Genomic DNA, 12,590 nt, shown 5'->3' on the forward strand with positions numbered 1-12,590 from the left:
AGAAAGATTGTATTTATTATCCAATTAAAAAAAGATTATTACATTCAAAATTTAAAGCTTATTTTAGATAATATAATCGCTTTATATCACTATATTTATAGGGGAAACATGGAATACTTAAAAATTGTTGGGGGGAAAAATATTTCAGGAAGTGTTGAAATATCTGGTGCTAAAAATGCAGCCTTACCTTTAATTGCTTGTACTATTTTAGGAAAAAATGAAATAACTATTGGAAATCTACCAAATGTAGTAGATATTAATACTTTTTTAAAACTAATTAAAATCCTTGGTGGAGATTTTGTAAAAGATAAAAATAACGTAAAAATAAATACTTCAACTATTAATAATACAAAAGCTACTTATGATATTGTAAAAACAATGAGAGCTTCTATTTTAGTTTTAGGACCAATATTAGCTAGATTTGGACATTGTGAAGTTTCACTTCCAGGTGGTTGTGCAATAGGTCAAAGACCTGTTGATTTACATCTAAAAGCAATGGAACAAATGGGAGCAAATATTGAAATTCATCATGGTTATATAAAAGCTACTGCACCAAATGGATTAAAAGGTGCAAAAATTGTATTTGACAAAGTAACTGTTGGTGGAACAGAAAATACAGTTATGGCTGCTGCTTTAGCATATGGAACTACTACAATAATAAATGCAGCAAAAGAACCTGAAATAGTTCAACTTTGTGAAGTCCTAGCAAACAGTGGTGTTAAAATAGAAGGGATAGGAACTTCTAAGATTATTATAGAAGGTACAGGACAAAAACTTCTTGATATAAAACCATTTGATGTAATCCCTGATAGAATTGAAGCTGGAACTTATATGTGTGCAGCAGCTATTATGAACCAAAAATTAACAATAAATAAAGTTATTCCTCTACATTTAGAAGCTATTATTTCAAAACTTGAAGAGATGAATTTTGAAATTTTACAAGATGAAAATAGTGTTACAATTCTTCCAACAACTGAAATAAAACCTGTAAATATTATTACAACAGAATATCCAGGTTTCCCAACTGATATGCAAGCACAATTTATGGCACTAGCTACTCAAGCAAATGGAACAAGTACTATTGATGAAAGATTATTTGAAAATAGATTTATGCATGTTAGTGAGTTGTTAAGACTTGGAGCAGATATTCATTTAAATGGAAATATAGCCACGATAAATGGAAAAACAGGAACACTAAATGGTACAGATGTTATGGCAACAGATTTAAGAGCATCTTCTGCTTTAGTTTTAGCTGCACTTGTTGCTATTGGAGAAACAAATATTCATAGAATCTACCATCTTGATAGAGGCTATGAAAATCTTGAAGGAAAACTTTCGAAAATTGGTGCAGATGTAAAAAGGTTTACAGAATAGCACATCTTTTTATGATAAGTGAAAAAATCATTCACTTATCATTTTATTTAAGTATAAATTTACTAAAATCCAAGGAACTACAAAAAAGGTATTATTTATGAAACTAGAAATTTCTTTATTTAAATTTGATAAAAATTCAGACTATCTACCATACTATACTAAACACTTTTTAAAAATTGAAGATGAAAAAAACATATTAGATATTTTAAAAACAATTAATAAATCAGCAAAACTAGGTTTTAATGATTGTGAAAATTTTGATTTAGTTGTAAATGGAGTTTATGTAAAAGCTTCTTTAAATTTAAAAGAAATTGTTGAAAATTTTGGTAAAGAACTTACAATTGAACCAATTTCTGTTAGAAGAGCTTATAATGACTTATTAATTGATGATAATGATTTCAATGATAAACTTGTTATTTTCAAAGATTTATTAAAAGATGAAGATAAAGAATACTATTTAACTCTTAAACAATATTTTTATGCTTCAAATACTTTAAATTATAGAAGTGATTATATTGGTGATGCTATTTTGCTTCTTGCTTATGACTTAATTCAAAAAAATCCAAATTTAGAAAATTTTATTTTATCAACATTAAATGAAGAAGAAATTGGCGCATCATTTCATACAAGTTTAGAAAAAAGAATCTATAATTTTGATACTTCAATTGAAGATAAAATTCAAAATATTCAAAAAAAATTAAATATATTTGAAGAAATTGAAAAACAAAACTTTAGAGTAAATAAAACTTTAATTCTTGATTTTGATACATTTAAAGATAATTATGAAATTTCGCATGATTTCAAAGATTTTAATATTAGCTACTATCCTTCAAAAGATTCAGAACAAACATTAGAATTATTAAAAAAATTAAAAGCAAATATTTTAAAACTTGATACTATGAAACTTGATTTGGCAAAAAATAGTTTCAATCATAATCCTTTAATCACATATCATGTTGCTTCAACTATTTTACTTGATGCTTTTGATAATAATGCTGATTTCTTAGTTGTTGATACAAATGAAGATTTTTATATTTTTGATTATAATAGAAAAGAGTTAGAAAAACTTTGTGGTAGAGAGATTATTCTTCCAATCATTCATAAAAATGAATTACAAAAACTAGCAACAGGAAATCATAACGAAGCTAAAAAAACTTTAGATAAACATCAAATTAATCCTGAAATTATTTAAGGAAAAAAAATGAGATTAGATATAGAGTTTGTAATATATGCAAGTATTTTAATTGCTTGTTTATTACCACTTTATATTTACAGAAAAAAGATTTTTAAAAAAGATTTTGAATCAAATGGTGATTTCAATAATTTTTTAAAAGATTTAAAATTTCATATGCATAAATTTCACCCAAAAATTCATATTGATTATTCAATCGTTGAAAAAACGAAAAATGAACAAAATTTACACTCAAGAGAAACAATAATAATTGAAAATGTTGTAGAACAATTTTTTAATTTTGAATATAAAAAGACTACACAAAAATCTATTCTAAGAGATAAACTTTGGGCAACTTATGCTGAAAAATCTATTTCAAATCCAAAATTCCCAAGCGATTGGCAACAAAGAAAAGAGTTTGCTTATAGAAGAGATAATAGATGTTGTAATAGATGTGGAAATAATATAATGAATTTAAATGAAGCATATACATCTTTTGTAAAAGATATAAAAGATGGAGGAAATTACAATTTTGAAAATATTATAATTTTATGTGTTGATTGTAATAAAATTTTAAATTCAACAAATCCAAAAGATACACTTCACTCTTTAATTTTAAATGATAAATTATTAAAATTAATTTGATGATTTCATCTTTAAGCCTAATTTATAAGTATTAAAAAACTCTCTTTCTTTATCTTTTTCTTTTATTAAAAAATTATAATTTATTCCACTATTCTTTAGTTCAAAATAGTCTATATTTTCTACTAAAACATCTATATATGAATTATCAAAAAAACTAACAGTAAATGGTTCTAATTCATTAAAAACTTCTAAACTCTCTATTCGTAAAAGTTTTTTTGATGTTCCAACAAGATATGTAACATTTGTAAAGAATGGATTATGATAAGTGTTATATGTAACAATTTTTACTATTGAATTTTTCTCTTTATCTGTTGAAATAGTTATACTTAAAGCTTCAGCTACATCTTCTAAAAAAATATTATGAAGATGATTAATCTCTTTTAAAGTTTCCTCTTTTTTTACAAATAAATTATTTGAATATTTTGTTTGGTCTAAAGTTTTATATAAAAAAACTATTATTATCAAAAATAGTGTGATAGAAATAAGAAGTTCTAAAAGTGTAAAAGATTTTTTCATAGTTCAATTTTAAAAGTATATATTTTTTTCTTTATATCACTATTTTCTAAAGAAAATGTTCTATATAAAGTAGTAATATTTACACTATTAAAATCTGATTTTATCGAATCTGATTCTAATTTTTCATCTTTAATAGATATTTTTATATCTTTTAACTCTGTTTTTATCTCTTCATTTTCATAATTATATTTTTTCTGCAAAAAAATATTTTCATTTTTATTTAAAATTTTATCATCAAAATTTATAGCCATCAAAATATAATCATTTGTTTTTGCTCTTTCATCACTTTTTGAAACCATAAAAATATTTTCACTTTTTATCTGAAGCAAAGAAATCATCACAACACTAAGCAAAACTACTGAAATAATAACTTCCATCAAAGTAAAAGCTTTTTTATGTGGAAATAAAATTTTGCTTTGATTCATCACTATTTTATACCTATTCTTATTACTTCATCAACTGAAGTTTCACCATTTCCTAGCATTGATTTAAGTTGTTTATCTAAACTTATCATTCCATTTTTTGTGGCTAACTTCATCAAAGTATTATCATCAACTTCACCCTTTAAATACTCTTTTATCTCATCATCAATAATAAAAAGTTCCCCAATTGCAACTCTTCCACTATAACCTGTGAAATTACAAGCTTTGCAACCATTTGCTTTATAAATAGTTTTGTTTACATCCAAACCAAAAAATTTATGTGAAGCCATTGAGTCATCTTCTACTTTACAAATAGGACAAAGTTTTCTTACTAACCTTTGAGCAAGAACTGCAAGTAAAGAGGAAGAGATTAAAAACCTTTCAACTCCCATATCTATAAGTCTTGTAATTGCTGCTGGCGCTCTATTTGTATGAAGTGTTGAAAAGAGTAAGTGTCCAGTCAAAGCTGATTGAACAGCAATTGAAGCTGTTTCACTATCTCTTATCTCTCCAACCATTATAATATCTGGATCTTGTCTTAAAATCGATCTCAAACCACTTGCAAATGTAAGCCCTACTTTTGTATTTACTTGAATTTGAGAAAAAGCATTTGATTTATACTCAACTGGGTCTTCAACAGTTATGATATTTTTTTCAACACTTACAACTTGGTGTAAAAGCGAGTGCAAAGTTGTTGATTTCCCACTTCCTGTTGGACCAGTTACTAAAACCATACCATAAGAGTTTTGTAAAGTTTTTTCTAATTCATCAGTTATATAAGTGGGAAATCCTAATTCTTTTACACTTTTGATATCTTCACTTTGCATCAAGATTCTCATAACAACTCTTTCCCCATAAAAAGTAGGAAGAATTGAAACCCTAATATCCAAAGTACGTCCAGCAATTTTTATTTGAGTTCTTCCGTCTTGTGGAACTCTTTTTTCAGAAATATCAAGATTTGAAATAACTTTGATTCTTGAAATAACTAAAGACATAATATTTTTATCAAGTTCAATATGTTTTACTAAAACTCCGTCAACTCTATATTTTACTTCTGCTTTAAATTCATGCATTTCTATATGAATATCTGAAGATTTTTTCTTTATTGCTTGATAAAAAAGTGAATTTACAAATTTGATAATTGGAGCTGATTCTTCAGAAGTTAAAATATCACTTCCAACTTTTAGAAACTCACTAACTGAAAAATCATCATCACTTAAGGTTGCATCTTCTTGTTCTTGTTGAATTGCACTCATCTCTTTATCAGTTTTTATCTCTAAAAATCTATTATAAAGTTTTTCAAAAGAGATTTCATCTAAAAAGATTATCTCTTCATTTGTTTTTATTTTTGAAAGATAATCAAGTGAAATACTAATATACTCTTTTGATATTGCAATTACAACCTTATCATCAATTTTTGTATATAAAACATAATTTTTTAAAGCTGTTACATAATCTTCAACTTCTTCAAAAGCTATAAGATTTAAATTATGGATTTCATTTATATTCATTTTATTGCCCTAAAATCTCTTTAACTCTTTTTTCATGTTCTGTTTTATCATCACTTGTTTGAATTATTTTTTCATTATTTAAATCTTTTAATTGCTCATTTAACTCTTTAATTTTTTCTTCTCGATGTTTTGTTTCAACTTTTTTCTTAATTGCTTCTTCTTTTAATCTAATCAACGAATCTTCTAGATATCTATCTTCCATACCTTTAAGTTCTGCTAATTGATTTCTTACATAAGTAATATCTTTTGCTTTTGGTATCATATATGGAGTTACAATTACAACTAAATTATTCTTTTTAGTTGTAGTTGAATCATTTGTAAATAAATTACCAAATAAAGGAATATCTCCTAAAACGGGAACTTTTTGAACAGTAGATTCACTTTTATTTTCTATTAATCCACCAATTATCACACTTTCACCATTATTTAAAATAGCTGTAGTTTTTATCTCTTTTTTAAGTGTATCAGGATTTTGACCTGCTGATACTTTTGTAGATTTAATTCCCTCTAATAAAGCATTTATTTCCAATGTCACTTTTGATTCACTTGAAATTCTAGGTTTTACTTTAAGTGTAAGTCCTACATCTTCTCTTTGATAATTTGTTCTTTCAGTTCCACCATCAGTTACACTACTTGAAGTTTCAACAGAAATTTTTTCACCAACATAAATTGAACTCTCTTTATTATTTACAGCTAAAATAGATGGTTCAGAAACCACATCTAAAGCTCCATTTTGTTTTAAAAGATTAAGTGAAGCTCCAAGGGCAAGTCCCGATTTTATATCAGGAATATCTAAACCAATTGCTTCTTTTACTAAAGAAATTGAATCCGAACCACCATTTAAACTTGAAGAAAAAGTAGCAAGTCCATTGCTTCCTGCTGTTCCTCCAAAAATACCATATTGAACTCCAATATTATTTACTAATTCATCATTTACTTCGATAATTCTAGCTTGTACATAAACTTGTGCTTTTTCTTTATCTAATTCATCCATTAATGTTTGAATATATTCAAGCTCATCAGCTGGTCCCATAACAATTATTGTATTTGTTTCTTCATCAGCTGAAATCAATGGCTTTCTATTTGGATCACTATATGTTTTTTTACCAACAACAGAATCAAGTATTTTTATAACATTTATAGCTTCTACGTTTTTTAAAGAAAAAACTTTTACTTCTCTTTTTATTAGAGAACTTCCTTCATCGACATTTTTAATATAACGTGCTAGATAGTTGATATTTCCTGCTTCTCCAATAATTACAACAGAATTATTATCTTTATTCTCAACAACTGAAACTTTTTGAGTTTCTACTTTTTCATTAAATTTTGATTTTGCAATTGCATCTAGATTTTTTTTAGCTTCACTTGCATCTATATTTTTAAGTTCAACTATAACACTATTTTTATTTGCACCACTTGTCATGATTTTAACTACTTCTTTTACTGTATCAATATTGTCTTTGAAATCAGTTATTACTAAAGCATTTGAATCTTTATTTGTAACCATTTTCGCATCTTTTGAAATAAGATGTCTTATTTTTGAAGCGACATAATCAACATCAGCATCTTTTACAGTAAAAACTTCTGTTACCATCCAATATAAATCATTTGATGAATTATTATTTGCGATTGGGACATTGCTATTTGCACTTTCATTTAGTTTTACAATTCTTAAAATTTCATCGGTTTGAACCAAAGAATAACCTTTGTCTTCAAGAACATATCCTAAGATTTTGATTAATTCATCTTTATTTACTGGTTTATTAGAAACAAAATCAACATTACCTTTTATATCTTCTGTTATTAAAATATTTTTATCTATGATTTTTGAAGTTATTTTTATCAAATCCATAACTTTTAAATCTTTGAAATTTATATTTACTTTATCATCAGCACCATTTAATTGTAAAACTATCAAACTTACAACTAAAATTTTATTAATCAATCTCATAATTTAACTCCACTACTTCATTATTTCTTAGAATCTCTATATTTAAATATTTTGTATTTTCAATATTGTTATAAACTTTAAATGCTTCAGCATAAGAACTTAAAACATTGTTATTAACTGATTTTATAACATCTCCTTTTTTTAAACCAAGTTTCTCAAAAACAGAATCTTTATTTATATTTTCAATCTTAAAACCTTCAATTTTATCTCCATTTTTTAACTCTTGTATAGAAATATTACTCCATATTTTTTCCACATTTGAAATATAAGAATTTAAATATTCTCTCTTTACAACAGCTCCATTTTCTTTTTCTTCTATTTGTTGATTACTTTGGTTCATATCAAAATTTGAAATCTCTTTCTCTTTTATTTCCAATTTATATTCTTTATTATTTTTTTTGAAAAGTACATAATTTTTAAAAAGTTTAAAAAGTACATAACCATCTATTTCTTCACCATAAGCTAATATATAACTTTGTGTTCTAGATTTTTCTTCTATTGTTATCCAGCCTTTATCAAAAGCTGTGTAATAGATTGCTTTTAAATCATACTTTTCTAAAGTTTGAAGAGGTTTATCTTTTATTTGCTCAAAACTTCTATCTTCAATTTTTTTAATATTAGAATAAAAATCATACTTTTTATAATCTAAAGTTGAAGAAGAATCTTTTATATATGAAACTCCATCTTTAGGAAGAAAGAAAAATAAAATTGAGTTCAACATATATGTTATTAATATGATATAAATAAAAGGTATCAATTTTTGAAATAATTTACTAAAATTTATATTCATATACATACCTTTCATTTTCATATTTAAAATATCTTAAGAGTTTAGAATATGAGTTTTTCATCTGTTTTGAAGCATTTAATTCAACTTTTAATACTCTATTTAAGATATTTATTTCTGCTTTCATTTCACCAAAAAGTCCAAAAGCTTCCATATAAATTTTATTTGGATTTAAAATAGAGTGTTTTATATCTATTTTATCTATTGGACTTGGAGCAAAAGAGGTAAAACTATCTATTAAACTTATATTTGTTAACTCAATTTTTGTATATAAAAATAGACTCATAAAATTAAAACTATCAACTCTTGCTATATTTATACCTTCAAAAAATATATTTGCATTTGATACGTTTAAACTCAATAATTTCTCATCTCTTATTTCATCAGAGATTATTATTTGTTTTTGTTCTAACTCTTTTTCCAATAAATTATAAAGGGATTCTTTAGGTAAAAAAATCATAAAAAATAGGATAAAGGCAAATAAATACATAAAAAATTTCAAAATCTTTTTCATCATTTAGTTCCTACTTCAAGAATTATAAAATTTTTATCTAGCTCTAATTTTTTTATGATTAGTTGTTTATTTAAAACTCTATTTAAAAAATTATCTAAAACACGAGAATCTGTCGTTTCAATTTTTATTTTGATACTCTCTTTTGTTGCTGTTTTTACAATTTTTTCATTTTTAAATATTGAATTTTTTAAAATCTCATCTAAAGTTTTATTTATATATTTTTCGTTTTTCCAAGAGTTTGATAAATCTTTATACTCTTTTGCTTTTATTTCTAATTGAATTGTTTCCAAACTTTTTTCCAAATAAAGTTTTTTTTGATTTGAGACTAAATAAAAAGATATAAAAAAAAGTGTCAAAAAAAGTAAAATTATATATAAAGGGTTTATTCTAGTCATAATTGAACCTTTATATTTGAAATAAGATTTGAAGAATTTGTTGAAATGATTTTATATTTTTTTGATATGTATTCTTCTAGTTTTTTTCCATTTACATTTAAAAAATCTATATTTAAAATATCATTTTGCAACTCTATATTTTTTATTTCAAAATCGTTATTTGATAAAATATAATAAATCGCTTCACGTTTATTTATCTCTTTTTGAGCAATCTTTTTATTTGATGAAATTATTGAATCAATTTGTATCATACTATTTGGAAGATTATTTGATATTTTTATATCTTGCATTTTTTTATCTAAATTTGATATTTCATTTGAATAAATAAAATATTTTGAAAAATTTATAACTATAAAAATCAAACAAAAAGCCAAAATCATATTGATTTGTTTTGAAGTCAAGAAATTACTATAAAGTTTAATATCAACTCTATTTGCAGATAAATTTATATTATCAATATAATTTTTCAAATCTACTTTTACACTCAAAAGTTCTTTTGGTATTTTTACTAAAATCTCATCTTGCGTATATAAAAAACTTTTGTCATCAACATAAAACTGCTTGAAGTTTTTACATTCATTTTGAGCAAAATATATAGAATTTACTAAAGATAGATTTATTCCACTTTGTTTAATTGCTTCATAAATTTTTTGATTTATATATGCAAAACATAAATATTTATTTGTTTCAAGTTTTATGACTTGATAAGATAAATCAGTTATATCATGAAGTAAATCTTCAAATAAAGTAGGAACAACAGCCCTTGCTTGTGAAATGTTTTTTACTGGAATATCAAATATTCTAACCCAATAAAATTCAGGAGATAAAATAATATCAACCTTTGAAGTCTCATTTATCTTTGTATCTGAACATAAAAATATTTTTTTACTTTTACTTGAAACTAAATTCAAAATACTCTACTCCTCCATTTTTATTTAAAATATAATAAGCTTTTGCAAATTGCTTTAAATAATCAACATTTACAAATAATTCATAAAATAAAATCTCTTTTTCTTTTTCATTTTGAGTTATCTCTTTTTTATCATAATCCATAAATCCAATATAATCTTTCACTTTTGAGATATCTATGTTGTAACTCTCTTTTTCGAATTTTTCAAATAAATTATCTAATTGTTTATTATTTTTGATGTTGTCATTTTCTTTTAATATAGCTTGCAAAGTATAAATATCATAAATCTCATTTCTTTGTAAAAAGTCTTTTAAATATTCATATTTTTTGTCATCTTTTTCATTCAATAAATTTATATTGTATTTATCATACTCTTCTAGTTTTATACTGATTTTTGCATCTTGAACTAAAATAGGATATTCAACTCCTATATACTCTTTTAATATATCTTCATCCAATTTTTTTGAAAGAATATTTGATATTTCATCTTTTGCATTATTTATATAAAACATAATTTGTGTTTTACTAAATTTTGCATTTTGTTCAGCAAGATAAGAATCTGTATCTTGTAAATTTTTCAATATCAAAAGAGAAATAACAGCTATAAAAAGAAGAGAAATTAGTAAAACGATAGATTTTTTCACAAATTAACCTAAATTCATAGAAAAAATTGGTAAAAGCATAGAAATAACAATAAAACCTATGATACTTCCAACAAATAACATAAAAATAGGTTCTAATAAAGATAAAAAAATATCTGTTTTATCCTTATTTGCTTCATTATAAAGTGATGCCAAATTATTCAAAATTTGTGATAATCTACTTGTATCTTCCCCAATTGCAATAGAATGAATAAAAGCTTCATCAATTTTATATATCTTATTATTTGCCAATAAAACTGAGAGCTTTTTCCCTTCAACTACACTCTTTGAAGCATCAATAAATACTCTTTTTATTACAGAATTTTTTAAAATATTTGCACTTAAGTTTATAGCTTGAACTATTGGAATACCTGATTTTATAAGGATTGAATTCATATATGAAAAACGAGATAATTCACCTTGTTCTATCATCTTTGAAAAAAATGGAACTCTTAAACAAAATTTGTCAAAAGCATATTTAAATGGTTTTGATTTTTTTAATAAAAAAATAAATCCACCAATTAAAACAACAAAAAATAAAATTATATAACCATAATTATTTGAAAAGAAGTCCCCTAAAGTTATAACTATTTTTGTACTTGTTGGTAATTCTTGATTTATTTGAGTAAAAATTCCAGTAATTTTTGGAACTATAAAACTAAGCATAAAACCAACCATAAAAAAAGAGATAAATAGGATAAAAAGTGGGTAAGCCATAGCACTTCCAACTTGTTTTTTGATTCTATCTTGCTCTTTTAAAAAAACAGATAATTCTAATAAAACAGATTCTAATAATCCACCATTTTCACTGATTTTAATAGATTGTTTATAAAATTCTGGAAGTTTTAAAACATTTTGAGAATCAAGAGCTTGATAAAAGGTTTTTCCTTCATCTAAATATGTAGAAATTGACTCAAAAAAAGAACCTAAAACTCTATCATTTTTATATCGTTGTTTTAATAAATCAATTGCCTGAATAAGTGAAATTCCTGAGTTTAAATATATACTTAAATCTCTACTAAGATAAGACAAATCAGCAAGAGTTATATTTCTTTTTCTCTTAAAAGAGATTTTTGAAATAGAAAAATTTTCTTCTTGCAAAAAAGTATATAAAATTCCCTTTGCTTTTAGTTTTACTTTTGCTTCTTCAAGTGTTGATGCTTCTAGTTTTGATTTTACTTTTAAACCATTTGAATCAAAACCACTATATCTAAAAAGCATCTTTTACCTCAATTTCTTGAATATTAAAAGTTTCAAAACTTTCATTTAAAGAGTTGTATATTTTTGGTTTTGTAAAAATTGAATTAAAAACATAAACTTTATTTTCAAAAGTATCTACAATAAACTCATTTGTTTTAAAATCACTATTTATTTTCAATTCAAAAATTACATCATAATTAAAATTATCAACTCTTAACTCTTTAAATTCCATTTTTCTTTCATTTTTATCATATTCATAAACTTCAGGTTTAATTTTAAAAAACTTTTCTATCTTAAAATCTTTATCTAACTTACCATCAACTTTTACATAACAACTGAAATCTTCATCTATACATAAAAAAGATAGCTCTTTTTTAAAAGAAAATTTTTTTAGTAAAAAATCTTTAAGATTATCTAACTCTAACTTTTGATTTTGTTCTTTTATATTAAAGCTATTTGTTGAAAAAACTAAAAGATATGTTGCAGACATTATCAAAATAACAATTATTAATTCAATTAGAGTAAAACTCTTTTTTACTCTAATTAATTTCAT

The 12,590-nt window shown here is 23.9% G+C and carries 14 protein-coding genes; 3 read left to right on the plus strand and 11 right to left on the minus strand.

Annotated elements, in window-relative coordinates; genetic code table 11:
* The first annotated feature begins 108 nt into the window (after positions 1–108).
* The 3 genes from murA to ABLL_RS11835 all read left to right on the plus strand — a co-directional run bounded on the left by murA (position 109) and on the right by ABLL_RS11835 (position 3,190).
* A complete protein-coding gene (gene murA / locus ABLL_RS11825) occupies positions 109–1,374 on the plus strand; it encodes a UDP-N-acetylglucosamine 1-carboxyvinyltransferase (RefSeq protein WP_014475031.1) in 1,266 nt (421 codons plus the stop codon).
* A 97-nt stretch (positions 1,375–1,471) separates the two neighbouring features.
* Positions 1,472–2,566, plus strand: a complete 1,095-nt coding sequence (locus ABLL_RS11830; RefSeq protein WP_014475032.1) for a hypothetical protein — start codon at positions 1,472–1,474, stop codon at positions 2,564–2,566.
* A 9-nt stretch (positions 2,567–2,575) separates the two neighbouring features.
* Positions 2,576–3,190, plus strand: a complete 615-nt coding sequence (locus ABLL_RS11835; protein ID WP_014475033.1) for an HNH endonuclease — start codon at positions 2,576–2,578, stop codon at positions 3,188–3,190.
* Here ABLL_RS11835 and ABLL_RS11840 read toward each other — a convergent pair.
* From ABLL_RS11840 to ABLL_RS11890, 11 genes are read right to left on the minus strand one after another with little or no spacing between them, the layout of a single operon-like run.
* On the minus strand, positions 3,182–3,706 hold the full coding sequence (locus ABLL_RS11840) for a type II secretion system protein J (RefSeq protein WP_014475034.1): 525 nt from the start codon (positions 3,704–3,706) through the stop codon (positions 3,182–3,184). The genes ABLL_RS11835 and ABLL_RS11840 overlap by 9 nt on opposite strands.
* Positions 3,703–4,131, minus strand: coding sequence for a prepilin-type N-terminal cleavage/methylation domain-containing protein (locus tag ABLL_RS11845; RefSeq protein WP_014475035.1), 429 nt, complete (start codon positions 4,129–4,131; stop codon positions 3,703–3,705). The genes ABLL_RS11840 and ABLL_RS11845 overlap by 4 nt, the downstream gene beginning before the upstream one ends.
* A 2-nt stretch (positions 4,132–4,133) precedes the next feature.
* Positions 4,134–5,639 carry a GspE/PulE family protein gene (locus ABLL_RS11850; RefSeq protein WP_014475036.1) on the minus strand — a complete coding sequence of 502 codons (1,506 nt, stop codon included), beginning with the start codon at positions 5,637–5,639 and terminating at the stop codon, positions 4,134–4,136.
* 1 nt (position 5,640) lies between these two features.
* Positions 5,641–7,590, minus strand: a complete 1,950-nt coding sequence (locus tag ABLL_RS14800; protein WP_014475037.1) for a secretin N-terminal domain-containing protein — start codon at positions 7,588–7,590, stop codon at positions 5,641–5,643.
* Positions 7,577–8,380: a PDZ domain-containing protein gene (locus tag ABLL_RS11860; RefSeq protein ID WP_041654889.1), complete on the minus strand. Its 804-nt coding sequence runs from the start codon at positions 8,378–8,380 to the stop codon at positions 7,577–7,579. The genes ABLL_RS14800 and ABLL_RS11860 overlap by 14 nt, the downstream gene beginning before the upstream one ends.
* Positions 8,364–8,894 carry a hypothetical protein gene (locus tag ABLL_RS11865; RefSeq protein WP_014475039.1) on the minus strand — a complete coding sequence of 177 codons (531 nt, stop codon included), beginning with the start codon at positions 8,892–8,894 and terminating at the stop codon, positions 8,364–8,366. The genes ABLL_RS11860 and ABLL_RS11865 overlap by 17 nt, the downstream gene beginning before the upstream one ends.
* The gene (locus ABLL_RS11870; protein ID WP_014475040.1) at positions 8,891–9,286 is read right to left on the minus strand and encodes a hypothetical protein; all 396 of its coding nucleotides are present in this window, start codon (positions 9,284–9,286) and stop codon (positions 8,891–8,893) included. The genes ABLL_RS11865 and ABLL_RS11870 overlap by 4 nt, the downstream gene beginning before the upstream one ends.
* Complete coding sequence (locus tag ABLL_RS11875) at positions 9,283–10,197, minus strand: hypothetical protein (protein ID WP_014475041.1); 915 nt, start codon at positions 10,195–10,197, stop codon at positions 9,283–9,285. The genes ABLL_RS11870 and ABLL_RS11875 overlap by 4 nt, the downstream gene beginning before the upstream one ends.
* On the minus strand, positions 10,178–10,840 hold the full coding sequence (locus ABLL_RS11880) for a hypothetical protein (protein WP_014475042.1): 663 nt from the start codon (positions 10,838–10,840) through the stop codon (positions 10,178–10,180). The genes ABLL_RS11875 and ABLL_RS11880 overlap by 20 nt, the downstream gene beginning before the upstream one ends.
* Positions 10,841–10,843: 3 nt before the next feature.
* Positions 10,844–12,058, minus strand: a complete 1,215-nt coding sequence (locus ABLL_RS11885; RefSeq protein ID WP_014475043.1) for a type II secretion system F family protein — start codon at positions 12,056–12,058, stop codon at positions 10,844–10,846.
* Complete coding sequence (locus ABLL_RS11890) at positions 12,048–12,590, minus strand: hypothetical protein (RefSeq protein ID WP_014475044.1); 543 nt, start codon at positions 12,588–12,590, stop codon at positions 12,048–12,050. The genes ABLL_RS11885 and ABLL_RS11890 overlap by 11 nt, the downstream gene beginning before the upstream one ends.

This window comes from Arcobacter sp. L, assembly GCF_000284235.1.
GTDB classification, from domain to species: domain Bacteria; phylum Campylobacterota; class Campylobacteria; order Campylobacterales; family Arcobacteraceae; genus Aliarcobacter; species Aliarcobacter defluvii.

Coding starts and splice junctions, on each gene's coding strand:
- murA (WP_014475031.1), top strand. CDS start 109: ATGGAATACTTAAAAATTGTTGGGGGGAAAAATATTTCAGGAAGTGTT.
- ABLL_RS11830 (WP_014475032.1), top strand. CDS start 1,472: ATGAAACTAGAAATTTCTTTATTTAAATTTGATAAAAATTCAGACTAT.
- ABLL_RS11835 (WP_014475033.1), top strand. CDS start 2,576: ATGAGATTAGATATAGAGTTTGTAATATATGCAAGTATTTTAATTGCT.
- ABLL_RS11840 (WP_014475034.1), bottom strand. CDS start 3,706: ATGAAAAAATCTTTTACACTTTTAGAACTTCTTATTTCTATCACACTA.
- ABLL_RS11845 (WP_014475035.1), bottom strand. CDS start 4,131: ATGAATCAAAGCAAAATTTTATTTCCACATAAAAAAGCTTTTACTTTG.
- ABLL_RS11850 (WP_014475036.1), bottom strand. CDS start 5,639: ATGAATATAAATGAAATCCATAATTTAAATCTTATAGCTTTTGAAGAA.
- ABLL_RS14800 (WP_014475037.1), bottom strand. CDS start 7,590: ATGAGATTGATTAATAAAATTTTAGTTGTAAGTTTGATAGTTTTACAA.
- ABLL_RS11860 (WP_041654889.1), bottom strand. CDS start 8,380: ATGAATATAAATTTTAGTAAATTATTTCAAAAATTGATACCTTTTATT.
- ABLL_RS11865 (WP_014475039.1), bottom strand. CDS start 8,894: ATGATGAAAAAGATTTTGAAATTTTTTATGTATTTATTTGCCTTTATC.
- ABLL_RS11870 (WP_014475040.1), bottom strand. CDS start 9,286: ATGACTAGAATAAACCCTTTATATATAATTTTACTTTTTTTGACACTT.
- ABLL_RS11885 (WP_014475043.1), bottom strand. CDS start 12,058: ATGCTTTTTAGATATAGTGGTTTTGATTCAAATGGTTTAAAAGTAAAA.
- ABLL_RS11890 (WP_014475044.1), bottom strand. CDS start 12,590: ATGAAATTAATTAGAGTAAAAAAGAGTTTTACTCTAATTGAATTAATA.